23 protein-coding genes are annotated in these 22569 nt (G+C 74.6%); 10 read left to right on the top strand and 13 right to left on the bottom strand.

Annotated features, from left to right (window positions below; genetic code table 11):
• Positions 1-11: 11 nt before the first annotated feature.
• From ACI79S_RS18655 to ACI79S_RS18640, 4 genes are all read right to left on the bottom strand, one after another.
• The gene (locus tag ACI79S_RS18655) at positions 12-1157 is read right to left on the bottom strand and encodes an SIS domain-containing protein (protein ID WP_456594937.1); all 1146 of its coding nucleotides are present in this window, start codon (positions 1155-1157) and stop codon (positions 12-14) included.
• Positions 1154-1366, bottom strand: a complete 213-nt coding sequence (locus tag ACI79S_RS18650) for a Trm112 family protein (RefSeq protein ID WP_456594936.1) — start codon at positions 1364-1366, stop codon at positions 1154-1156. Before ACI79S_RS18650 ends, ACI79S_RS18655 begins: the two co-directional genes overlap by 4 nt.
• Positions 1363-2742, bottom strand: coding sequence for a phosphomannomutase/phosphoglucomutase (locus ACI79S_RS18645; RefSeq protein ID WP_456594935.1), 1380 nt, complete (start codon positions 2740-2742; stop codon positions 1363-1365). The genes ACI79S_RS18650 and ACI79S_RS18645 overlap by 4 nt, the downstream gene beginning before the upstream one ends.
• A gap of 91 nt (positions 2743-2833) precedes the next feature.
• On the bottom strand, positions 2834-3184 hold the full coding sequence (locus ACI79S_RS18640) for a DUF3499 domain-containing protein (protein WP_456589941.1): 351 nt from the start codon (positions 3182-3184) through the stop codon (positions 2834-2836).
• Between the two features lie 220 nt (positions 3185-3404).
• On the opposite strand from ACI79S_RS18640, the gene ACI79S_RS18635 reads away from it, so the two are divergent.
• Positions 3405-3872, top strand: a complete 468-nt coding sequence (locus ACI79S_RS18635; protein ID WP_456594934.1) for a metallopeptidase family protein — start codon at positions 3405-3407, stop codon at positions 3870-3872.
• A 13-nt stretch (positions 3873-3885) separates the two neighbouring features.
• The gene (locus tag ACI79S_RS18630) at positions 3886-4773 is read left to right on the top strand and encodes a hypothetical protein (protein WP_456594933.1); all 888 of its coding nucleotides are present in this window, start codon (positions 3886-3888) and stop codon (positions 4771-4773) included.
• Positions 4774-4776: 3 nt separating this feature from the next.
• On the opposite strand, the gene ACI79S_RS18625 is transcribed toward ACI79S_RS18630, so the two are convergent.
• Together ACI79S_RS18625 and ACI79S_RS18620 are read right to left on the bottom strand one after the other, a co-directional pair.
• Complete coding sequence (locus tag ACI79S_RS18625; protein ID WP_456594932.1) at positions 4777-5589, bottom strand: hypothetical protein; 813 nt, start codon at positions 5587-5589, stop codon at positions 4777-4779.
• A gap of 116 nt (positions 5590-5705) precedes the next feature.
• Entirely contained in the window at positions 5706-5936 is a 231-nt protein-coding gene (locus tag ACI79S_RS18620) for a WhiB family transcriptional regulator (RefSeq protein WP_456589959.1), read from the bottom strand.
• A 382-nt stretch (positions 5937-6318) separates the two neighbouring features.
• Here ACI79S_RS18620 and cofD point away from each other — a divergent pair, with 382 nt between their 5' ends.
• Genes cofD through rfbA form a run of 3 tightly spaced genes read left to right on the top strand, consistent with a single transcriptional unit; the run spans position 6319 to position 9218 of the window.
• Positions 6319-7266: a 2-phospho-L-lactate transferase gene (gene cofD, locus ACI79S_RS18615; RefSeq protein WP_456594931.1), complete on the top strand. Its 948-nt coding sequence runs from the start codon at positions 6319-6321 to the stop codon at positions 7264-7266.
• Positions 7259-8323, top strand: a complete 1065-nt coding sequence (locus tag ACI79S_RS18610) for a coenzyme F420-0:L-glutamate ligase (RefSeq protein WP_456594930.1) — start codon at positions 7259-7261, stop codon at positions 8321-8323. The genes cofD and ACI79S_RS18610 overlap by 8 nt, the downstream gene beginning before the upstream one ends.
• 28 nt (positions 8324-8351) lie before the next feature.
• Positions 8352-9218 (top strand): glucose-1-phosphate thymidylyltransferase RfbA, encoded by an 867-nt coding sequence (gene rfbA, locus ACI79S_RS18605; RefSeq protein ID WP_456594929.1) that lies wholly within the window; start codon positions 8352-8354, stop codon positions 9216-9218.
• Here the strand turns inward: rfbA and ACI79S_RS18600 are convergent.
• From ACI79S_RS18600 to ACI79S_RS18585, 4 genes are read right to left on the bottom strand one after another with little or no spacing between them, the layout of a single operon-like run.
• The gene (locus ACI79S_RS18600) at positions 9215-10108 is read right to left on the bottom strand and encodes a DNA-3-methyladenine glycosylase family protein (RefSeq protein WP_456594928.1); all 894 of its coding nucleotides are present in this window, start codon (positions 10106-10108) and stop codon (positions 9215-9217) included. The two genes, rfbA and ACI79S_RS18600, sit on opposite strands and share 4 nt — an antisense overlap.
• 55 nt (positions 10109-10163) lie before the next feature.
• Positions 10164-10934 (bottom strand): SDR family NAD(P)-dependent oxidoreductase, encoded by a 771-nt coding sequence (locus ACI79S_RS18595; protein WP_456594927.1) that lies wholly within the window; start codon positions 10932-10934, stop codon positions 10164-10166.
• 21 nt (positions 10935-10955) lie between these two features.
• Positions 10956-12056 (bottom strand): mannose-1-phosphate guanylyltransferase, encoded by a 1101-nt coding sequence (locus tag ACI79S_RS18590; RefSeq protein WP_456594926.1) that lies wholly within the window; start codon positions 12054-12056, stop codon positions 10956-10958.
• Between the two features lies 1 nt (position 12057).
• The gene (locus ACI79S_RS18585; protein WP_456594925.1) at positions 12058-13002 is read right to left on the bottom strand and encodes a glycosyltransferase family 2 protein; all 945 of its coding nucleotides are present in this window, start codon (positions 13000-13002) and stop codon (positions 12058-12060) included.
• A gap of 163 nt (positions 13003-13165) precedes the next feature.
• Between ACI79S_RS18585 and glf the strand changes: the two genes are divergently transcribed.
• The 3 genes from glf to ACI79S_RS18570 are packed head-to-tail and all read left to right on the top strand — an operon-like array spanning position 13166 to position 16931.
• Complete coding sequence (glf, locus tag ACI79S_RS18580) at positions 13166-14353, top strand: UDP-galactopyranose mutase (RefSeq protein ID WP_456594924.1); 1188 nt, start codon at positions 13166-13168, stop codon at positions 14351-14353.
• A 56-nt stretch (positions 14354-14409) separates the two neighbouring features.
• On the top strand, positions 14410-16029 hold the full coding sequence (locus ACI79S_RS18575; protein ID WP_456594923.1) for a glycosyltransferase: 1620 nt from the start codon (positions 14410-14412) through the stop codon (positions 16027-16029).
• The gene (locus tag ACI79S_RS18570; protein WP_456594922.1) at positions 16026-16931 is read left to right on the top strand and encodes a glycosyltransferase family 2 protein; all 906 of its coding nucleotides are present in this window, start codon (positions 16026-16028) and stop codon (positions 16929-16931) included. The genes ACI79S_RS18575 and ACI79S_RS18570 overlap by 4 nt, the downstream gene beginning before the upstream one ends.
• 103 nt (positions 16932-17034) lie before the next feature.
• Here the strand turns inward: ACI79S_RS18570 and glfT1 are convergent, their stop codons facing one another.
• Genes glfT1 through wzm form a run of 3 tightly spaced genes read right to left on the bottom strand, consistent with a single transcriptional unit; the run spans position 17035 to position 19592 of the window.
• Positions 17035-17952, bottom strand: coding sequence for a galactofuranosyltransferase GlfT1 (glfT1, locus tag ACI79S_RS18565; RefSeq protein WP_456594921.1), 918 nt, complete (start codon positions 17950-17952; stop codon positions 17035-17037).
• Positions 17949-18719, bottom strand: coding sequence for a galactan export ABC transporter ATP-binding subunit Wzt/RfbE (gene wzt / locus ACI79S_RS18560; protein ID WP_456594920.1), 771 nt, complete (start codon positions 18717-18719; stop codon positions 17949-17951). The genes glfT1 and wzt overlap by 4 nt, the downstream gene beginning before the upstream one ends.
• A 36-nt stretch (positions 18720-18755) precedes the next feature.
• The gene (wzm, locus tag ACI79S_RS18555; RefSeq protein ID WP_456594919.1) at positions 18756-19592 is read right to left on the bottom strand and encodes a galactan export ABC transporter permease subunit Wzm/RfbD; all 837 of its coding nucleotides are present in this window, start codon (positions 19590-19592) and stop codon (positions 18756-18758) included.
• Positions 19593-19979: 387 nt separating this feature from the next.
• Between wzm and ACI79S_RS18550 the strand changes: the two genes are divergently transcribed.
• Positions 19980-21539, top strand: a complete 1560-nt coding sequence (locus ACI79S_RS18550) for an LCP family protein (protein ID WP_456594918.1) — start codon at positions 19980-19982, stop codon at positions 21537-21539.
• Between the two features lie 113 nt (positions 21540-21652).
• Complete coding sequence (locus tag ACI79S_RS18545) at positions 21653-22456, top strand: TIGR03089 family protein (RefSeq protein ID WP_456594917.1); 804 nt, start codon at positions 21653-21655, stop codon at positions 22454-22456.
• Positions 22457-22569: the final 113 nt, after the last annotated feature.

The raw sequence follows: 22569 nt of genomic DNA, 5'->3' as shown, positions 1-22569 counted from the left end.
CGCGTGCGTGCTCAGCGAGGCCGGGACCGCTCGGTGTCGAGCGCGAGCGCCAGGTAGACGGCGCTGAAGTCGGCGACTGCCAGCTGCCGCGCCAGGCGGGGCAGCCGCGCGAACCGCTCCGGCTCGCCGTGCTCGGCCAGGCCGCTGACCGGCACGCTGTGCGCCGCGGCGGTGGTCAGCACCTGCTGCATCGCCTCGGCCGCCGAGCGCGGCTCCCGCTCCCCCGCGCCGTCGTGCCCGCCGGCGTCGCTGTCGCGGATCGTCAGCAGCCGCAGCCGCCGGCCGCTGTCGGCGACGCGGTCCCGGAAGAAGTCGTCGGCCGCGTCCCGCGGCGCGAGCGGGCCGCCGAGGACGGCGCAGGCGGCCACCCGCTGGTCCGGCAGCCGGAAGTCGGCGACCGGGAGCCCCGCGAGCGTGGCCAGCTGGTCGGCGACACGGGTCGCCGCCGCCCCGGCCAGCGGCCCCTCCGAGGCGATCACCGGAAGGGCGTCGAGCAGCTCCAGCGCCAGGCTCTTGGCCGGGTTGACGAACGACTCCCGCGCCGGGCCGCACTCCTCGGCCACCTGGTCCAGAGCCCCCGCCACCGCCTCGGTGTCGGCCACGCCCGCGGGCAGCAGCCTCAGCTCGGCGGCCAGGCGCAGCATCGGCGTGAGCAGCGACCAGAGGGTGGTGTGCCGGACGCGGCTCGGCGGCAGCGCGACGTAGGGCGCCCGGGCCGAGGAGCACACCCCGCGCAGCGGCGCGTCCTCGGCGCCGATGCCGACCAGCGACACCCCCCGGCGGGCGGCCTCGTAGGCCGGCGCGAGGGCGTACGCGCCCGCGCCGGTGCGCGTGGCCACCACCGCGATGTCGCTGGGCCCGGTCCACACCGGCAGCGCGGGACCGGGGACGACGTCGACGGTGACCGGGCTGGTGGGGCCGAGGAGGGCCCGCAGCACCGACGCGGCCACGGCGCCCTCCCGCCGGGCGACGATGACGAGGCCACGGGGCCGCCCGCCCTCGGTGACCCGGTCGAGCCCGGCCTCCTCGGTCAGCCGCGCGGTCTCCCGGACCTGCGCACCGGAGCCGGCCACGGCCGGCAGCAGCCCGCGCGGGTCCCGCGCGCGCAGCAGCTCGAGGTCGTCGAGCACCTCCTCGGCGAGCTCGGGCGAGGTCATGACGAGCGGTGCCGCGCCTCGTCGAGCAGCAGCACGGGGATCCCGTCACGGACGGGGAACGCCCGGTCGCAGGTGCCGCAGACCAGTTCGCCGGCCGCCTCGTCGACGGCCAGCGGGGTGTGGTGGGTGTCCGGGCAGGCGAGGATCGCCAGCAGTTCCGGGTCCAGGCCCAGCGGGCCGCTCGGGGCGCTGCTCGGGGGTGTGGTCACTTCGGCTCCTGTTCCGCGCGCACGGTGCGGAGCACCCGGTCGCGCACCTCGCTCATCCGCGCCTCGTCCGGCGCCTCCACGTTCAGCCGCAGCAGCGGCTCGGTGTTGCTGGCCCGCAGGTTGAACCACGCGCCGTCGGGCAGCTCGACGGTCAGGCCGTCGAGCTCGTCGACCGTCACGCCGTCCTCCTTCTCGAACATCTCCCGCACCGCTGCCATCCGCTCCCCCGCGTCGGCCACCGTCGAGTTGATCTCCCCGGAGGCGGCGTAGCGCGCGTACGCGGCGGTCAGCTCCGACAGCGGCCGGCCCTGCTCACCCAGCGCCGCCAGGACGTGCATGGCCGCGAGCATGCCGGTGTCGGCCCGCCAGAAGTCGCGGAAGTAGTAGTGCGCGGAGTGCTCGCCACCGAAGACCGCGTCGGTGCGGGCCATCTCGGCCTTGATGAACGAGTGCCCCACGCGCGTGCGCACCGGCTGCCCGCCGTGCTCGCGCACGATCTCCGGCACGGCTCGGGAGGTGATCAGGTTGTGGATGATCGTCGTCCCGCGGCCCTTGGCCAGCTCGCGCACCGCGACCAGGGCGGTGATCGCCGAGGGGCTCACCGGTTCCCCCCGCTCGTCGACGACGAAGACCCGGTCGGCGTCGCCGTCGAACGCCAGGCCGATGTCGGCACCGTGCTCCACGACGGCGCGCTGCAGGTCGACCAGGTTCGCCGGGTCCAGGGGGTTGGCCTCGTGGTTGGGGAACGACCCGTCCAGCTCGAAGTAGAGGGGCACGACCTCCAGCGGCAGGTCGGCGAGGACCACCGGCACGGTGTGCCCGCCCATGCCGTTGCCCGCGTCGACGACGACCTTCAGCGGCCGGATCGCGGCGAGGTCGACGAGCGAGCGCAGGTGCGCGGCGTAGTCGGCGAGGACGTCGCGGGCGGTGACGGTGCCGACCCGTTCGGGCGTGCGCTCGTAGGTGTCGCGCTCGGCCCACTCGCGGATGGTGACCAGCCCGGAGTCCTGCCCGATGGGGGCTGCCCCGGCACGGCACATCTTGATGCCGTTGTACTGGGCCGGGTTGTGGCTGGCGGTGAACATCGCTCCGGGCAGGTCCAGCGATCCGGCGGCGAAGTACAGCAGGTCGGTCGAGCCCAGCCCCGCCTCGACGACGTCGACGCCGCGCGCGATGACCCCCTCGGCGAAGGCGCGGGACAGCGGCACCGAGGTCTCCCGCATGTCGTGCGCGGTGACCACCGCGGTCGCGCCGCTCTCGGCGAGCACGAACTCGGCGAACGCCGCACCGATCGCCCGCGCGACGTCCCCGTCCCACTGGTCGGGGACCACCCCACGGACGTCGTAGGCCTTGATCAGGGCCGAGAGATCTCGCACGGCGCGACACTATCGGGCGCCGGAGCGCGCGTCGGCCCCGCTGCAGGGACCCGCCGCGAGCCTGCGAGCGGCGGGGGGCAGCGGGGTCCTTTCAGGGCAGGTCGGGCAGCACCCGCAGGTGCCCGCGCCGGATGCCGCTGCCGTCGTCGGCGGGGGCGCGCGGGGGCTCGGGTCGGGCGGCCTCGCGGACGGCGTCGGCCAGTGCCAGGAGGTCGTCCCCGGTCGGCCCGGCGTCCTCGACGTCGATCTCGTGCCGCACGACCTCCCAGCCGCGCGGGACGGTCAACCGCTCCGCGTGGAACTCGCACAGGTCGTAGCTGTGCGGCTCGGAGTACGTCGCCAACGGGCCCACGACAGCGGTCGACTCCGCGTAGACGTAGGTCAGGGTCGCCGCTGCCGGTTGCGCGCAGCCGCTGCGCGAGCAGCGCCGTGACTGCCTCACCACCGGTTCCTCACGCAAGGCACAGTAAACCCGCCCCGCGGTACGCGACAGCAGGCACACCGGGAAACCGGCTGTCACGCACCATCCTGCACGATGACCCCGTGGGCATCGTCACCGGTCGGGCGCGGGATGGGCACCGGCGCGTCCGGACGCGGGGGAACGCCCGGCGAGCCGTCCCGGGGCCCGGCGTGTCGCGTCCCGCCGTACGCTTCGGGCAGTCATGAGCCGTCCCCCGCGCCGCCGCGCCCGCTCCCGTCGCGACCGCCACGGTCGCGGCCTGCGCGGGCGCCTCGTCCCTGCCGAGGTGCCGCTGTCGCGCAGCCGGGCCGAGCAGTTCGACGACCTGGTCCTGGACGCCGTCGAGGACCTGGAGCGCCGCTGGGAGCGCGAGCTGGCCGGGGTGGAGTTCGCCGTCGAGGACGTGCCCTGGGTCGAGCACACCGACCCCGACGAGGCACTGCTGGACGCCGACGTCCTCGACGACGCCGGCGTCCCGCTGGCCCGGCTGCTGCCCGCGCGGCGCGAGCAGGGCCAGGAGGTCCCGCCGCGGATCGTGGTCTACCGCCGACCGCTGGAGCTGCGCGCGCACGACCGCGAGGACCTCGCCGACCTCGTGCGCGACGTCGTCGTCGACCAGGTGGCCACCCTCCTGGGCCGGGATCCCGAGGAGATCGACCCCACCCGCTGACATGCTGGACGGGATGGACGCCGCCGCCACCACCGCCTGGCTCCTCGCCGGCGTGGTCCTGGGGGTCCTGGTGGTGGCGGCCCTGGTCGCCGCCGCGGCCGTCGTCCGGGCGCGCCGGTCGCGCGGGAGCGGCGCAGCCGATCCGGTCGACGACCTGGCCGACTTCCTCGAGCACCCGCCCGGCACCCGGCCGGAGCCGCCGCCCCCCGCCGGCTGGGCGACGCTGGCCCCGCCGCCGGCGCCCGCGCACCCCGGTGAGGACCGCCGGTGGGCCCGCCCCGCCCTGGCCGCGCTCTGCGTCGTCGCCCTGGCGGTCGTCGGCACCGCCGCCGCCGTCGCGGCCGGCCGGATGGCGGCGGGCGGTTCCGCCGGCGAGCCGGCGAGCAGCGACCCGGGGGCGCCGCGGCCCGCCCCCACCTCGGACGCCGCGGCGCCCGGCGCTCTCGTCGCCGACCTGGTCGCCGGCGGGCTGGTGCTGGAACCGCGGGCGGTGGGCGTCACCGCGGCCTACCCCGAGGCACGGCTCACCGCCCACGCCGGCGCGGCGCGGCTGGAGCTGCGGCTGCCCACCTACAACTGCCTGGCCGCCCAGGCCCCGGCCGACCCGGTCGCCGCCGGGTGCACCGCCACGCCGGTCGAGCACGCCGTCGTCGACGGTGACGACCTGGTCGTCTCCCGCGACGGCGAGCGGTGGACCGTGCGCGGGCGCGCCGCGACCTTCCTCCGGCCCGGCGGTTCGGCACCCGAGCCGACCGGCCGGGTCTACCCGCTGGAGCTCACCCTGGTGCCCCAGGACGCGTCGAGCGCCGACGGCGCGCGGGCCGCCGCCGGGGAGCTGCGCCTCGGCACGGGCAGCGCCCCGCTCCTGCCCGAGCTCAGCCGGGTCCGCCCACCCGGCTGAGCCTCAGCGGGGCCAGCGCCGCGCCGGCACGGACAGGCTGCTCACCGGCGCGCCCATCTCCGTGCGCGGACCGCCGTCACCGTCGACGCCCCACCACGGCCAGCGGTTCTCGCCGTCGACGAGGGTGAGCAGCCCGGCACGCAGCCGGTCGCCCTCGGCGACCACCGCCACCTCCAGGCGGCCGACGGCCGCGTGCAGCCGGGCCGCGGCCCGCAGGAAGCCCCGCGCCCGCCGATCGGGCGCGGCGGCGAGGAACGCGGGGAGCCAGCGCTCGAGGTGCCGCTGGTCGCGCGCGCGCTCGACGGGCCCGACCTGGTCGAGCGCGTCGACCAGCAGCGCGCTGCGGGCGGTGGCCAGGACGGCGGTGGGCAGGCGGGCAGCGAGCGCTCGGGCGGTGGGGTCCCCCAGGGGGAGCCCGCTCAAGTGCAGCGTCCAGGGGCCGCGCAGCGAGTCCAGCAGGCCCAGCACCCCGTCGGCGAGGTGCCCGGCGGCCGCCTCGTCACGGGCCGGCAATCGCGCGGTGGGCCGGCCACCGGGCAGCGGTCGGGTCCCCTGGCCCAGCACGGTGACCTGGGTGAACGCCCCGCGCCGGCGCAGCTCGAGGAAGGCCGCTGCGCGCGGCGGACCGTCGAGGGGTCCCGCGACGACGACGGCGGCGGGCCGGGCCGGCAGCGGGCTCGCGGCGCCGTGGTTGAGCACCGCGGTCAGCCACGGCGCCCGGGCGGTCAGCGGCGCCGCCAGCGCTTCCGCCAGCGGCTCCGCGGCCCGCACCTCGCGGACCACGTCCGCTCGACCGACGGCGACGCGGGTGACCATGCCCCGAACAGAACCACAGCCGCCGACGAGGGGCGTCGGCGGCTGTGGTGGCGTACTGGAACGGCCCCGCCCAGAGGCTCGTCGCGAGCCTGCGAGCGATGAGGAGGGCGGGGTCCTTACACCGCGCGGCGGCGGAGCCGGCGCCGTTCGCGCTCGGAGAGGCCACCCCAGATGCCGAAGCGCTCGTCGTTGGCCAGCGCGTACTCGAGGCACTCGGCCTTGACCTCGCAGCCGGTGCAGATCTTCTTCGCCTCGCGGGTGGAGCCACCCTTCTCGGGGAAGAACGCCTCGGGGTCGGTCTCGGCGCACAGCGCCTGCTCCTGCCAGGACTGGGTGTCCGGCTCCAGCCCGAAGCCGAGGAAGCCGACGAACGGCTGCCCCGTTCCCGAACCCACCGCCTGGGCCGCGCCGTGCCCGGTGACCGCCGGCCGGTCGGCCGACCGCTCCGACCCGTTGACGTAGTCGCTCAACCACGACACCTCTGCCATGACGGTGCGTCCCCTCTCGCTCTCGTCCCGGTGCGCGGCCGGCAGGACGTTCCCGGGCCGATCAGCACTCGTTGACACCGCCGGAATTACACGCGTGTCGTTGCCCGGGCGTCAACTTCGCCCGGTGTAAGCGACACGCCACACGCGCCCCATCCGTCACGGGGCCTTCGTCACATCTCGTGGTAGCCCTCGACACGCCCGGCGAACAGTCGACAAGTGCCCATCCGGCACCATGCGATTCGTGCAGATCGTCGTGCTGGCAGGTGGGACCGGAGGGGCTCGATTTCTGCGCGGGGTCCGCGCCGCGGCGCCCGAGGCGGAGATCACGGCCGTGGTCAACACCGGGGACGACGTGACGCTCCACGGGCTGCGGATCTGCCCCGACCTGGACACGGTCGTCTACACCCTCGGCGGTGGCATCGACGAGGAACGCGGCTGGGGCCGGGCCGGCGAGTCGTGGACGGTCAAGGAGGAGCTCGCCGCCTACGGCGCCGACCCCGCCTGGTTCGGCCTCGGTGACCGCGATCTGGCCACGCACCTGATCCGCACCCGGATGCTCGACGCCGGCTACCCGCTCTCGCAGGTCACGGCGGCGCTCGCGGAGCGCTGGCGGCCCGGGGTGACCGTGCTGCCGATGAGCGACCAGCGGGTGGAGACCCACGTGGTCGTCACCGACCCCGAGGACGGCCGGCCGCGCGCGATCCACTTCCAGGAGTGGTGGGTGCGCCACCGGGCCGGGCTCGATCCGTCGGCGTTCGTCCAGGTGGGCGTGGACACGGCCCGGCCCGCGCCGGGCGTGGTGGAGGCGCTGGCGGCGGCCGACGCGGTGCTGCTGGCGCCGTCCAACCCGGTGGTCTCGATCGGCACGGTCCTCGGCGTGCCGGGGCTGCGCGACGCCCTGCTGGCCTCGCCGGCCCGGATCGCGGGGGTCTCCCCGATCGTGGGCGGCTCGGTGGTGCGCGGCATGGCCGACCGCTGCCTGCCCGTGCTGGGCATCGAGGTGAGCGCCGAGGGCGTCGGCCGGCACTACGGCGCCCGCGCCGACGGTGGGCTGCTCGACGCCTGGCTGGTCGCCGAGGACGACCCCGCCGACGTGCCCGGCGTCGACGTGCGGCGGTCGCCGCTGCTCATGTCCTCGCCCGAGGCCACCACGGCGCTGGCCCGCGCGGCGCTCGACGCCTGTGCGTAGCGAGGCCCCCCGGGGCCTGTCGGTCCTGCCCGTCGCCGGGCTGCCCGAGTTCGCGCCCGGTGACGACCTGGCCGAGGCGATCGTGCGCGCCGCAGCGTGGCTCGCCGACGGCGACGTCGTCGTGGTCACCTCCAAGGTGGTCTCGAAGGTGGAGGGCCGGCTGGTCCGCCTGGAGCCCGGCGCCGACCGGGAGGCCGCCCGGCAGCGGGCGATCGACGCGGAGACGGTGCGGGTGGTCGCCCGCCGCGGGCCGCTGAAGATCGTGCAGACCCGGCAGGGCTGGGTCGTCGCCGCCGCCGGCATCGACGCCTCGAACGTCTCCGCCGACGCGCTGGTCCTGCTCCCCGAGGACGCCGACGCCTCCGCGCGGCGGCTGCGGTCGCGGCTGCGGGAACTCGCCGGGGTCGACGTCGCGGTGGTGGTCAGCGACACCTTCGGCCGGACCTGGCGGGAGGGGCTCACCGACGTCGCGGTCGGCGCCGCCGGGATCGTCGCGCTCGAGGACCACCGCGGGGCGGTGGACGCCCACGGCAACCGGCTGGAGACCACCCGCGTCGCCGTCGTCGACGAGCTCGCCTCCGCCGCGGACCTGGTGAAGGGCAAGCTGGCCGGCGTCCCGGTGGCGGTGGTCCGCGGGCTGCCGGGGCCGCGCCCGGCCGACGACGCCGACGAGGGCACCCGGCCGCTGGTGCGGCTGCCCGCCGAGGACCTGTTCCCCTACGGGTCGCGCGACGTGGTGGCCTCCCGCGCCCCCGCGTCCGACCTCGTGCCCCGGCCCGGTGAGCTCGGCGCCGTCGCGGAGGCGTTCCGCGTCGCGGCCGCCGCGCTCCCGGAGTTCCCGGTCGTGCTGCGCCACGGCGGCGACGGCGACGGCGTGGTCGACGTCCACCTCTCCGACACCGTCACGCTCACCACCGCGCTCAACGTCGGGGCGGTGGTCGGCGTCGCGCTCGTGCAGCTGCACGCCATGGGCTGGTCGACCCGGTGGGAACCGGTCGGCTCCCCCGGGGGGACCTCACTCGTCGGGAGGCTGTGGCTGGGCGGCGCGGCGCTCTGAGCCGGAGCGCTCGGTACGGTTCGTTCCCATGCGCGGGATCATCCTGGCCGGTGGCACCGGGAGCCGTCTGTTCCCCATCACCCAGGCGGTGAGCAAGCAGCTCATGCCGGTCTACGACAAGCCGATGATCTACTACCCGCTCTCCACGCTGATGATGGCGGGGATCCGCGAGGTGCTGGTCATCACGACGCCGGCCGACCAGGCGGCGTTCCGCGCCCTCCTGGGCGACGGCAGCCGGCTCGGCATGCGGATCGAGTACGCCGCCCAGCCACGGCCGGAGGGTCTGGCGCAGGCGTTCCTCATCGGGGCGGAGTTCCTCGGCGGCGAGCCCGCCGCCCTGGTGCTCGGCGACAACATCTTCTACGGCGCCGGCCTGGGCACCGCGCTGTCCCGGCTGCCCGTGCCCGCCGGCGGGCACGTCTTCGCCTACCACGTGGCCAACCCGCGCGATTACGGCGTCGTGGAGTTCGACGACGCCGGCCGCGTGCTCTCCATCGAGGAGAAGCCGGTGCACCCGAAGAGCTCCTACGCGGTCCCGGGGCTGTACTTCTACGCCGGCGACGTCGTCGAGGTGGCGAGGGGAATCACCCCGAGCGCGCGGGGCGAGCTCGAGATCACGGCCGTCAACGAGCACTACCTGCGGGAGGACCGGCTGACGGTCACCGCGCTGGACCGCGGCACCGCCTGGCTGGACACCGGCACCTTCACCTCGCTGCGGCAGGCCACCGAGTTCGTCTCCGTGGTCGAGGAGCGGCAGGGGCTGAAGATCGGCTGCATCGAGGAGGTGGCGTGGCGCAACGGCTGGCTGGACGACGAGGGGCTGCGCGCCATCGCCGAGCCGCTGGGCAAGAGCGGCTACGGCGACTACCTGCTCGGCCTGCTCGCCGGGGCCTAGCGCCGCCGGTTGTCGACCGGGGCGAACCGGGGGCCGCGCCGCGGGCGCCGGGGGCCGCCGGCCAGCAGCAGCCGGACCACCCGCTGGCGGTGCCCCCGCCAGGGCTCCAGCAGCTCGAGCATGCCCTCGTCGTCGGTGTTCCGGCGGCCGGTGAGCGCGTAGCCCACCAGGTTCTTCAGGTGGTAGTCGCCCACGCTGACGGCGTCGGGGTCGCCGTGGACCCGCTGCACGACCTCGGCCGCCGTCCAGATGCCGATGCCGGGGATCGAGCGCAGGCGCCGCTGCAGGCCGGCGGAGTCCCCGGCCCGCTCGGGCTCCAGGGCGGCGGCCACCGTCGCGGCGGCGCGCAGCGCCCGGCGGCGGGCACCGTCGAGCCCGCAGCGGTGCCACTCCCAGTCGGTCACCTCGAGCACGCGTCGCGCCGACGGCACCACGCGCATCCCCTCGGGCGCGGGGCCGGGCGCGGGCTCGCCGGCCAGCCGGAGCAGCTCCCGCCACACCCGGTGGGCCTCGACGACGGTCACCTTCTGCTCCAGCACCGCCGGGACGAGCGCGTCCCAGGTGCGACCGGTCCGCCCCAGCCGCAGCCACGGCGTCGTGCGGTGCAGCTCGGCCACCGTCGGGTGGTCGCCGGGACGGAACCGCTCGGGGCGGTCGGCCGCGCCCAGCCACTCGGGCACGGCGGCCCCCGCGCACTCCGCGCCGGGACCCCACGCGCTGATCGACACCCCCGCGGCCGTGCGGACCAGCCGCACCGTGGCCGGGCCCACGGGCGTGGACGTCGTGCGCCAGACCCCGGAGTCGGTCAGCCGCAGCGCGGGGTCGCCGGGCCCGCGGCGGTGCGGCGCCAGGGTCCGGCCCACGTCGAGGGGCCAGTCCGGCGTCCACACCGCCGCGTAGGCGGGGGCGTCGAGGGCGGTGCTCAGCAGGTGCTCCGGGAAGAGGTCAGCGGGGTGCCATGCGCAGCGCGCCGTCCATCCGGATGACCTCGCCGTTGAGGTAGCCGTTCTCGACGATCGCGAGCGCCAGCTCGGCGAAGTCCGACGGGCGGCCGAGCCGCTTGGGGAAGGGTATGCCCGCCGAGAGGGCGGCCCGCGCCTCCTCGGGGAGCGAGCCCAGCAGGGGCGTGTCCACCAGCCCGGGGGCGATGGTGCAGACGCGGACGCCCACGCTCGACAGGTCGCGGGCCGCGGGCAGGGTCATGCCGACGACGCCGCCCTTGGAGGCCGAGTACGCCAGCTGGCCGATCTGGCCGTCGTAGGCGGCGATGGAGGCGGTGTTGACGACGACGCCGCGCTCGCCCTCCTCACCCGGCTCGGTCCGCGACATCGCCGCCGCAGCCAGGCGCAGCACGTTGAACGTGCCGACCAGGTTGACCGAGAGGACCCGGGTGAACCCGGCCAGCTCGTGCGGTTCGCCGTTGCGGCCGACGGTGCGCTGCGCGAGACCGATGCCGGCGCAGCTGACCGCGATCCGCAGCGGCCGGTCCTTGCCGGTGGCGTCCGCGATCCCCGCCTGCACCGACGCCTCGTCGGTGACATCGGTCCGGACGAACGTGGTGTGCCCGCCCAGCTCGGCGGCGAGCGCCTGCCCGCGCTCCTCGTTCAGGTCCAGGATGGTGACCGCGGCCCCCCGGGCGGCCAGCGCCCGGGTGGTGGCCTCCCCGAGCCCGGAGGCTCCCCCGCTGACCACTGCTGCGACGTCGAAGTTCTTCATGCCCCGCAGCCAATCACGTGCTCAGGCGAAACGACCGCCGTGGCTCTCCTGCACCGCGGCGAGCAGCTGCTTCACCCGCTCCGCGTCGGCGACCGGGCAGACCATGGTGACGTCGGCGGTGTGCACCACGACGCTGTCCCGCACGCCCACGAGGGCGACCAGGTGCCGCGGGTCGTCGCTGAACACGATGTTCCCCGACCCGTCGAGCACCACGGCGGGACCGCGGACGGCGTTACCGGCACCGTCGTCGCCGAGCGTGTGCGCCAGCGCCGGCCACGAGCCGACGTCCAGCCACGCCACGTCGAGGTCGACCACGAGCACCTGTCCGGGCTCGGTGGCGGCCGGCTCCAGGACGGCGTAGTCGACGCTGATCTTCGGCAGGGCCGGGAACACCTCCGCCAGGACGGCGTCCCGGGCCGGTCCGGCGGGCGCTGCGACGATGCGGGCGAGCCCCTCGGCCGACGCCGGGAGGTGGTCGGCCAGGGCATCGAGCACCGTGCGGGCGCGCCAGACGAACATGCCCGAGTTCCACAGGTACTGCCCGGACGCCAGGTACCGCTCCGCGGTGGCGCGGTCGGGCTTCTCCCGGAACGACGCCGCCTCCGCCACGCCCGGCTGCCCGGTGGGCGCGCCGCGCTGCACGTAGCCGAACCCGGTGGCCGGCGCGGTCGGCCGGATGCCGAGGGTGACCAGCGAGCGGGGGCGGGTGGCGAGGGCGTCGTAGGCGGTGCGCAGCGCGTCGGCGAAGCGCTCCACCGGCCGGATCACGTGGTCGGCGCTGACGACGGCGAGCTCGGCGTCCGGGTCGACGTCGGCGACCAGCGCCGCGGTCAGCCCGACGGCGTTGGCGGTGTCGCGGGCGACCGGCTCGAGCACCAGCCGGTCGGCGCGCAGCTCCGGCAGCGCCGCCCGGACCTGCCCGGCGTAGCGGGCCGCGGTGCACACCCAGATGCGCTCCGCGGGCAGCACGGCGCGCAGCCGGTCCCAGGCCTCGGCCAGGAGGCTGCGCGGGGCCCCGTCCGTCCCCGCGACGACGTCGAGCAGCTGCTTGGGCCGGTCCTCGCGCGACAGCGGCCACAGCCGCGTACCGGAACCCCCGGCCATGATCACCGCGTGCCGCACGTCAGCCCTCCTCGGCGCCGGTGCGCCGCGGTGCGGGCACGGCCGCCAGCTCGCGGGCCCCGCGCTGGAACCGGGCACCGGCCGCGACGCGTCCGCTGACGTAGGAGACGAGCATCCGGCCGCCGAGCCCGGCGCGGAGCGCGGCGCGCAGCGGGGCGTGCCGCCGGCGGGGGTACTGCCCGGAGAGGTACCGCAGCGCGCTGGTGTGGTGCACCCGCTGCATCCGGTGCGGCTCCCGCCGGGTCGCGTGCCCGCCCTCGTGCTCGACGACGGCGGTGGGGACGTAGACGTGCAGCCAGCCGGCGCGTGTGAGCCGCTCGGCGAGGTCGACGTCCTCGAAGTACATGAAGTAGCCCGGGTCGAAGCCGCCGACCGACCAGAACGCCGCCAGGTCCACCAGCAGGCAGGAGCCGCTCAGCCAGCCCGCGGGGCGTTCGCGGGGCGCCTCGCGCTCGCGCCGGTACCGGGCGGTCCACGGGTTGCCGGGCCAGGCCCAGCCGAGCAGCGCGTGCCCGGCGCCGGTGGACAGCCGCGGCAGGTCCCGGGCCGAGGGGTACAGCTCGCCCGCGGGCGTCATGATCGCCGGCCCGAGCGTGGCCGCCCGCGGCCAGCGGTCGGCGGCGGCGAGCAGCTCGTCGACCGACCCGGGCGAGAAGCGCAGGTCGGGGTTGGCGATCAGCGCGCGGCCGGTGCGGACGTCGGCGAGCCCGGCGTTTGCCGCCGCGCCGTACCCGATGTTCCCGCCGGTGCGCAGGACCCGGACGTGCGGGTGCCGGGCCGCGGCCCGCTCGGGCGCGCCGTCGGTCGAGCCGTTGTCGGCGAGGACCACCTCCACCGGCCGGGTGGTGGCGCCGGCCAGCGAGTCGACGAACTGCTCGAGCGCCGCACCCGGCGAGTAGGTGACGGCGACGACGCGCAGGGGCGGCGGGCCGGAGGGAGATGACACGGGGGCCCACCCTAGGCACTCCCGCCCCCGGACGGCCCGATCCACGGCCGCACGGCGGTCGGGCGGGGTGGATGAGGCCCGTGTGACGGAACGGGTCGCCACGCCCCCGACACCGCCTCTCCGTGGTCGTGCGGCCCCGGACCGGCAGGTACCGTCGAGTCCCGTGACCACCACAGGACCTGACCTCGTCGTCGTCGGCTCCGGATTCTTCGGGCTCACCGTCGCCGAGCGGGTGGCCAGCCAGCTCGACAAGCGGGTGCTGGTCATCGACCGCCGCGACCACATCGGCGGCAACGCCTACTCCGCCCCGGAACCCGAGACCGGCATCGAGGTGCACGTCTACGGCGCACACCTCTTCCACACGTCGAACGAGCGGGTCTGGCAGTACGTCAACCGGTTCACCGAGTTCACGAACTACCAGCACAAGGTCTACTCGATCTACCAGGGGCAGACCTACTCGCTGCCGATGAACCTGGCCACCATCTGCCAGTACTTCGGCAAGAGCTTCTCCCCCGACGAGGCCCGCGCCCTCGTCGCCGAGCAGGCCGGCGAGTTCGACACGGCGGAGGCCGCGAACCTCGAGGAGAAGGCCATCTCGCTGATCGGCCGCCCGCTCTACGAGGCGTTCATCCGCGGCTACACGAAGAAGCAGTGGCAGACCGACCCGACCGAGCTGCCCGCCGCGGTCATCGCCCGCCTCCCGGTGCGCTACACGTTCGACAACCGGTACTTCAACGACACCTACGAGGGTCTGCCGAAGGACGGCTACACCGCCTGGCTGCAGCGCATGGCCGACCACCCGAACATCGAGGTCCGGCTGAACACCGACTACTTCGACGTCCGCGACGAGCTGCCGGCCGACGTCCCGACGGTGTTCACCGGCCCGATCGACAAGTACTTCGGCTACGAGGCCGGGGAGCTCGGCTGGCGGACGCTGGACTTCGAGACCGAGGTCCTGCCCATCGGTGACTTCCAGGGCACCTCGGTCATGAACTACGCCGACGAGGACGTGCCCTTCACGCGGATCCACGAGTTCCGCCACTTCCACCCGGAGCGGGACTACCCGTCGGACAAGACCGTGGTGGTGCGGGAGTTCTCGCGCTTCGCGCAGACCGGCGACGAGCCGTACTACCCGATCAACACGCCCGAGGACCGCGCCAAGCTGGAGCGGTACCGCGAGCTGGCGGCCAAGGAGGCCGCGGAGAAGCGCGTGCTCTTCGGTGGGCGGCTCGGGACCTACAAGTACCTCGACATGCACATGGCCATCGGCTCCGCGCTGACCATGTTCGACAACCGCATCCGCCCCTTCTTCGACGAGGGCGGCTCGCTCGACGGCCGCCTCGACGACTGAATGCCCACCCCGACCGTCCACGCCGCGGACGGCCTACTCGCCAGGGAGCTCGACCGGTGACCGACCCGCACGACCAGACCGGGGCCCACCGGGTCTTCGAGATCCTCCACGAACCGGACTGGTTCTCGGGCCTCTCCAAGCGCGAGGCGCGCCTGCTCGACGGAGCCCTGGCGTTCCACTGCCTGGCGCGTCCGGGCGAGCGCATCCGGGCGACCGTCCTGCGCACCGAGGGCCCGCACTTCCCGTCGCTGACCGACCAGCGGACCTCCACCATCGAGTGGCCCGACGACCGCACCGTGGTGGGGACGATCGAGGCGCAGGCGACGGGTCACCCGGTGTCGACCACGGGCGTCGTCGACGTCGTGCTCGACCTCGGCGGGTCCCCGCAGGCGCTGATGCGCAACGAGCAGCCGCCCGGTCGGGTCCACGCGGCCCGGAACGCGGCGCGCCGGCGTGCGCCGGTGGTGTTCGACGCCCTCCGCCAGCACCGGACCGACCGCCTGGAGAACCGCCGGCTGTCCCAGCCCATCCCGCGGGTGGGCCGGCTGCACGACACGAACGTCGGTTCGTCGCGGGGCTCCACCAAGGCCGTCCTCTTCGGGCTGCACTGGCTGGAGCTCGGGGGTGCGGAGAAGTGGGCGGCCGAGACGATCAGCCTGGCGCGCGAGGCCGGGCTGCTGCCGATCGTCCTCAGCGACCGCCCCTCGGGCCACCCGGACATCGTGCGCCCCACGTTCGACGACGCCCTGGTCATCCCGCTCACCCACCCCATGAGCGGGCCCCAGGAGTCCCGCCTCCTGAGCCAGCTGTTCGAGCGGTTCGACATCCGCGGGGTGCACATCCACCACTGCAGCTGGCTCTACCAGCGCCTCCCGTGGATCAAGGCGCAGTACCCCGGGACCGAGCTCGTCGACTCCCTGCACGTGCTGGAGTGGCGCACCGGCGGCTTCGTCGACATCGCGCTGCGGTTGTCCAACGTCATGGACGCCCACCACGTGATCTCGCCGCAGCTCCGCGACTACCTGGTCGACCGGCAGGGGCTGCCGCGGGAGAAGGTCCAGCTGGCGACGCTGGCCGACCTGACCGTCGACCCGTCGGCGGTGGAGGCCGCCGCACCCACGCGCAAGGCCGGTGACCCCCTCACGGTCGCCTTCGTGGGCCGGTTCACCCAGCAGAAGCGCCCCTACCTGTTCCTGCGGCTGGCCGCGCGGCTGCGCGAGACCCTGGGCGACCGCATCCGGTTCGTCGTGCACGGCGACGGGGAGCTCGCCGCCGAGGTGCGCGCCGATCTCGCCCGCCTGGGGCTGAACGGGGTCGTCGAGCTCCGCGGCGCGGACCGACCGGTGTCCCGGACCCTCGACGAGGCCGACCTCCTGGTGATCAGCTCGGACAACGAGGGCGTCACGCTGACCTCCTTCGAGGCCGACGCGCACGGTGCGCTGGTGGTCAGCGCCGACGTCGGCTCGCAGGCCTCCGTCGTGGTCCCCGAGCTGCTGCTGCCCCGCGCCCCCCTGGCCTTCCTGAAGGAGGCCGAGAGCACCATCACCAGCTTGCTGGAGGACCCGGACCGGGCCGCCGCACTGCTGTCCCGGCAGCGCCAGCAGGTCGCCGCCTTCGCCGCTCTTCCCCGCGCCCGGGAATGGACCCGGGAACTCTACGAAAGGTGGGCTTCGTGACCCAGACCAACGTGGCCGCCGTCATCGTCACCTACAACCGGGCCGACAAGCTCGGCAAGGTGATCGAGCAGGTCCTGAGCCAGGACCGGCCGGCCGACCAGATCATCGTCGTGGACAACGCCTCCACCGACGACACGGGCTCCGTGCTGGACGCCTACCAGGACCGTCCCACCGTCCACATCGAGCGCCTGACCGAGAACACCGGCGGTGCCGGTGGGTTCGCGCACGGCATGTCGGTCGCCTACGAGCGCGGCGCCGACTACATCTGGATCATGGACGACGACTGCTACGCCGACACCGACGCCCTGCGGCACCTGCTGGACGGGCAGGCGGCGGCCGAGGCGAGCATGGGGATGCGGCTGCCGTTCTCCTGCTCCGTCGTGAAGTGGACCAACGGCGACGTCTGCGAGATGAACAACCCCGAGCCGACCTGGGACTGGGGCAAGCTGCTGGCCCGTGGCGAGCAGAGCGTCCTCGTGAACTCCTGCTCGTTCGTCTCGGTGATGTTCCCCCGATGGGTCCTGACGCAGTTCGGCCTGCCGCTGTCGGAGTACTTCATCTGGTTCGACGACCAGGAGTACACCCGGCGGATCACCGCCGCGGGCCCTGGCGTCCAGGTGCTGACGAGCACGGTGACGCACGACCTGGCGGTCAACCGTGGCGTGAATTTCGGCGACGTGAACGACGCCAACATGTGGAAGTTCACCTACGGCGTCCGCAACGAGGCGTCCTACCGCTGGCACCACGAGGACCCGTTCGCCGCCCTGCGGTTCGCGCAGCGGCTCTACACGGGTCTCAAGGGCGGCAACGTGCCGTGGCGGCTGCGTCGCCAGCTCGCGAAGAAGTTCCTCGAGGGTGTCCGCTTCGACCCGAAGCCGGCCTTCCCACGCACGGTGCTCTGACCCGGACGACCGCCCGACACGAACGGAGCCCCTCCCCGGCCGGGGAGGGGCTCCGTTGCGCGTGGTGCGGGTGCCGTCGGCGTCGCGGGGACGGGCAGCGGGTTCAGCGGCCTCGCCCGGGCATCGCGAACCGCTCCCGGCGCCCGGCGCGGGTGAGCGCCAGCCAGTCGCGCAGGCCGCGGACGTCCCGCCGGCTGAGGAAGAAGTAGCCGAACCGGACCAGCTCCAGCGGGAACAGCCAGCGCATCCCCGGCTGCGCCATGAGGTAGCCGCGGTTGCGGTAGGTGAAGAAGCGCTTGACCTCGTCGCCCGGGTACTGGGCGGACAGCCGCCCGCCGAGGATCGGCACGAACTCGTCGCCCCCCTGCGGGTGCAGGTACGCGGCGCGCATGGTGGTGCCGAAGGCGAGCCCGGAGCGCTGCAGCCGCCGGTGGATCTCGGTCTCGTCGCCGCGCAGGAACAGCCGCAGGTCCGGTACGCCGACGGAGTGGAAGGCCGAGGACCGGAACAGCGCCCCGTTGAACAACGAGGCGTACGACGGGAGGAACTCGTCGGGCGCGAAGGCGTCCACGGTGCCGCGCCAGCGCAGCCCCTGGCGGAGCGGGAAGGCGAGCCGCTGCGGGTCCGCCTCGTCGACGACCGCGGGTGAGACCTCGGCGAGACCGCGAGCCCGCGCCTCCTCCAGGAGGACCGCGAGCACGTCGCGACCGCCGGGCCGTCCGTCGTCGTCGGCGCACCACACCCAGTCGGCACCGAGGGACAGCGCCGTCAGCAGCCCGAGCGCGAAGCCGCCGGCTCCCCCGAGGTTGGTGTGCGACGGGAGGTAGACCGTCGGGACCTCGCAGCTCCGGACCACGGCCTCCGTCTCGGCATCGGCGCCGTTGTCGACGACGACGATCACCCCGACGCGGCGGCTCTGGGCAGCGATGGCCTGCAGGCTCTGCCGGAGCAGCTCCGCCCGGTCGCGCGTGACGACGACGGCGACGACGAGTTCGTCAGCCGCCGGCGGCACCGCGGTCACGCCGCACCGTGCCCCTCGTCGACGAACGCCTCGGGCCCCTTGTACGCCCGCAGCACGTCCTCGAGCGGACCCTGCTGCTTGACCCGCCCGTGCTCCATCCAGATGGCGCTGGTGCACAGCCGCTTGAGGAACTCGTCGGAGTGCGAGGCGAACACCAGCAGCCCGGCTCGGTCGACGAGATCGCTGAGGCGGTCCCGCGCCTTCTCCAGGAAGGCTGCGTCGACGGCCCCGATCCCCTCGTCGAGCAGGAGGATCTCCGGGTCGATGCTCGTCACCACGCCCAGGGCGAGGCGGACGCGCATGCCGGTGGAGTAGGTGCGCAGCGGCATGGAGAGGAAGTCACCGAGCTCGGTGAAGTCGGCGATGTCGTCGACCCGCTTCTCCATCTGCTTCCGCGTCATCCCGAGGAAGAGGCCGCGGATCATGATGTTCTCGTAGCCGGAGATCTCCGGGTCCATCCCGACGCCGAGGTCGAACACCGGGGCGACGCGCCCCTCCACGACGGCCGTGCCGCGGGTGGGCTCGTAGATGCCGGCCAGCAGCCGCAGCAGGGTGGACTTGCCGGCGCCGTTGTGCCCCACCAGACCGACGCGGGCGCCGTGCTGCAGTTCCACGTTGATGTCGTGCAGGGCCTCGATGATGGGCACCTTGGTCTCGCTGCTGATGTTGCCGCCGACGACGCCGAGCACCGTCTTCTTCAGCGACCTGCTCTTCGCGTCGAAGATCGGGAAGTCGACCGAGGCGTCGCGCGTGGTGATGCTGACCATGGGGGGTGTGTGCCTCTTTCTCTCGTCCGGCCCGGGTCAGACCCAGTAGGCGACGCGCGCCCGGTACCGGCGCATCACGAACACGGTCAGGACCCAGCCCACGACGGTGATCGCGAGGACCACGATCCAGTGCCGCAGCTGCTGGTCCTGGCCGAGCATCGGTGCACGGACGATCTCCAGGAAGTGCAGGAACGGGTTGAACTCGGCGAGCCGGGCCCGCTCCGCGACCGCCGGGTTGGGGCTGTTGATCAGGTCGTCGTAGATCCAGACGATCGGGGTCAGGAAGAACATCAGCTGGACGATGCTCTGGGTGATGGGCGTGAGGTCGCGGAACCGGGTGCTGACGATCCCGAAGAGCAGGGCGACCCAGACGCCGTTCACCACCAGCAGCAGGATCGCGGGGATCACCGCCAGCGCCGTCCACTTCAGCGGCTGCGGGAACACGAAGAGCATGACGGCGTAGACGATCAGGTTGTGCGCGAAGAAGAGCGCCTGCCGCCAGACCAGCCGGTACACGTGCACGCTGATCGGCGAGGGCAGGTGCTTGATCAGCCCCTCGTTGGCGATGAAGACCTCGGCGCCCTCGTTGATGCAGCCGCTGATGAAGGCCCAGACGATGAAGCCGACGAGGACGTGCGGCAGGAGCGTCTCCAGCGGCACGCCGAACAACCCGGCGTAGAGGATGCCGAGGGCCACCGCGGTGACGGCCATGCTGATCGTGATCCAGACCGGGCCGAGCACCGAGCGCCGGTACCGCTGGCGGATGTCCTGCCAGCCCAGGTGCCCCCACAGTTCGCGCTGCCGCCAGCCCCCCGTCAGGTCCGCCAGCGTCTTGCGCCAGGCGGAGTCGGGCACGGCGGTTGCTGCAGTCACGAGGTCGACGCTACCTGCGTCGACGGCGCGGGGCCCGCAGGCTGCGGTGTGACGGACGACCTCGTCCACCCCTCGGGGCACGCGAGCCCCAGCATGCCCATCCGTGCCCGGCACCGCAGCACCCGGGCGGTCGGATCCCTCCGGACGACCGGCAGCGCTCCAGGGCGCAGCGCGGGCGCATGCCGACGGATGTGACGGCTGGGCCGGGTGGTCACCCACGTGGCACTGCGAGCCCACGGGACGGCGGCAGACCCGTGTCGGAGGGCCGCCACCACGACCGGGCGTGGCTACCCTCCCCGTCGTCCGGGGACGACGCGTCACAGCATCTCCCACCGACTTCCCCGCGCCTGCGGACCCGACGCCGACCATCGCCAGAGTGAGGACCCCGTGAGCCGAGACCGGAACGAGCAGGACGGCCCGACCGGGCGGCCGCTGCCCCCGCGCCTCGACCCCCGCGCGGGGCAGCCGCCCCGCCGGCGTGCGCAGGAGGAGCAGTCCGACCCCGCCGGCGCAGGGGCCGCCCGGGGACGTCGCGGCGGCCGCACCGCGGTTGCCGCGCGCGTCGTCGCGGGTGCACTCGCCGCGACGCTCCTCGCCGGCTCCGGCTGGGGCTGGTACCTGGGACAGGTGGCCGCGGCCACCGTCAACCGCACCGACGCGATCCCGGCGGACGGCAACGAGGGCTCCGGCCGGGCCGGGGAGGCGATGAACCTGCTCCTCGTCGGCAACGACAGCCGCAGCGCCCTGACCAAGCAGCAGCTCGCCGAGCTGAACGCCGGCACCGACTCCGGTGTCAACACCGACACGATGATCCTGGTCCACGTCCCCGCCGACGGATCGCGCGCCTCCTTCGTCTCCTTCCCCCGCGACTCCTGGGTGGAGATCCCCGGCTACGGGGAGGACCGGCTCAACGCCGCCTACGCCTACGGCCGGATGAACGCCCCCGACGGGGCCTCGGAGGAGGAGAAGTCCGCGCAGGGCTCCCAGCTCCTGGTGCAGACCATCTCCAAGCTGACCGGTCTGCAGATCGACCACTACGCGGAGGTCGACCTGCTCGGCTTCTTCGAGCTCTCGAGCGTCGTCGGCGGCGTCGAGGTCAACCTCTGCAAGGCCGTGGACGACCGCGAGTGGTCCGGCGCCTACTTCCCCGCCGGTGTGCAGACGATCAGCGGCGCCGACGCTCTCAAGTTCGTGCGCCAGCGCCACAACTTCGGCCCCCAGGGCCGTGGCGACTTCGACCGCATCGTCCGCCAGCAGGTGTTCATCGCCGGCGTGCTGCGCAAGATGCTCTCCGAGGACGTGCTGCTGGACCTCGGCAAGCAGCGGGAGCTGGTCCAGGCCGCCGCCGAGTCGCTGACCGTCGACCAGTCGCTGGACCTGATGCAGCTGGCCGAGCAGATGCAGTCGGTGGCCGCCGGCAGCATCGAGTTCCAGACCGTGCCCAACGTCGGGACGGGTGAGGAGGAGGGCAAGTCGATCGTCCGGCTCGAGGACGAGGACGCGCTGCAGGCGTTCTTCGCCGACCTCTCGGCCGAGCCGGAGCCCGAGGCCCCGGCCACCAGCGAGGCACCGGCGACCGTCGCCCCTTCGAGGGTGACCGTCGACGTCTTCAACGGGTCGGGCACCCCGGGCCTCGCCGCGAAGGCAGCCTCCTCCCTGACCGCCGCCGGGTTCGCCGTCGGCTCCACCGGCAACGCGTCGTCGATGGACCACGACCGCACCGAGGTCCGCTACGCCGCCGGGGACGAGGCGCTGGCCAACACGGTGGCAGCCGCCATCCCCGGCGCCGTCATCGAGGAGGGCGACGACGCCGCCGGCGGCACCGTCCAGCTCCTGCTCGGCAGCGACTTCAACGGCGTCGGCCAGGCGGTCACCCCGCCGCCCCCCGTCCAGCAGGTCGAGGGCACGGACGCCCGGACCGCCGCGGACACCACCTGCATCAACTGAGCCGGGGAGGTCCCCCGGCAGGACCTCCCCGGCCGGATGCCGGACCCTGCGCGCCGGCCGCGCACCCGGGTGCCGACCGAGACCCGGCACCGATGCGCTGCCACGCTGTCCGCATGGACGACACGCGACCTGCCACTCCCGCCGACCTGCTCGCCGGGGTGCTCCGCAGGAATGCCGCCGCACCGTTGATCACCTACTACGACGACGCCACCGGCGAGCGGGTCGAGCTCTCCGGCACGACCCTGGCCAACTGGGTCGCGAAGACGGCGAACCTGCTGCAGGACGAGTTCGACGTGACCGCAGGCAGCAGGGTCGCCGTGGCGCTCCCCGTGCACTGGCAGACCGCCGCGGCGCTGCTCGCCGTCTGGAGCTGCGGTGCCGCGGTGAGCGACACCGCGGTCGAGGACGACGGCGGGATGGCCGACGTGGACGTCGTCCTGGCGGCCCAGGACCGCCTTGCCGCCCTGGAGGAGCAGGAGGTCCCCGAACTGCTCGGGCTGTCCCTGCACCCGCTCGGCATGGGCATGCGTGGCTACGCCGGGCAGGCCAGGGACTTCGCGCTCGAGGTGCGGGCGTGCGGCGACGTCTTCTCGCCGTGGGAGCGACCGGACCCGCGCGCGCCGGGGCTGGCCCTGGGAGCGCTCGAGCTCGATCTCGGCGGACTGGTCACCACGGCCCGGGAGCTGGCCGGCCGGCTGGCGCTGACGGACGGCGACCGGGTGCTCGTCGATGCGCGCGCCGCCGAGGAAGCCGGTCCGGTGGCATGGCTGCTGGCCCCCCTGTCGGCAGGCGCATCGCTGGTGCTCGTCCGCGGCGCAGCCGCGGAGGCCCTCCCTGCCCGGGCAGCGACCGAGCGCGTGACCGCGACCTTCGGTTGCCGCGTCGACGGCGTCCGGGAGCTGGGGCGGGCCGGCTGACCGAGCCCTGCGGGGGGGGGGGGGGGGGGGGGGGGGGGGGGGGGGGGGGGGGGGGCGGGGGGGGGGGGGGGGGGGGGGGGGCCCGGGCGCGGCGGGGGGGCCGCGCCCCCCAC

The organism is Blastococcus sp. SYSU DS1024 (assembly GCF_054050795.1).
This window is presented reverse-complemented; position numbering and strand designations above follow the sequence as displayed.

Bases quoted from the DNA above. Each gene is read 5' to 3' on its own strand.
- ACI79S_RS18655 (WP_456594937.1), bottom strand. From the start codon at position 1,157: ATGACCTCGCCCGAGCTCGCCGAGGAGGTGCTCGACGACCTCGAGCTG.
- ACI79S_RS18635 (WP_456594934.1), top strand. From the start codon at position 3,405: ATGAGCCGTCCCCCGCGCCGCCGCGCCCGCTCCCGTCGCGACCGCCAC.
- ACI79S_RS18630 (WP_456594933.1), top strand. From the start codon at position 3,886: ATGGACGCCGCCGCCACCACCGCCTGGCTCCTCGCCGGCGTGGTCCTG.
- ACI79S_RS18625 (WP_456594932.1), bottom strand. From the start codon at position 5,589: ATGGTCACCCGCGTCGCCGTCGGTCGAGCGGACGTGGTCCGCGAGGTG.
- rfbA (WP_456594929.1), top strand. From the start codon at position 8,352: ATGCGCGGGATCATCCTGGCCGGTGGCACCGGGAGCCGTCTGTTCCCC.
- ACI79S_RS18595 (WP_456594927.1), bottom strand. From the start codon at position 10,934: ATGAAGAACTTCGACGTCGCAGCAGTGGTCAGCGGGGGAGCCTCCGGG.
- wzt (WP_456594920.1), bottom strand. From the start codon at position 18,719: ATGGTCAGCATCACCACGCGCGACGCCTCGGTCGACTTCCCGATCTTC.
- ACI79S_RS18545 (WP_456594917.1), top strand. From the start codon at position 21,653: ATGGACGACACGCGACCTGCCACTCCCGCCGACCTGCTCGCCGGGGTG.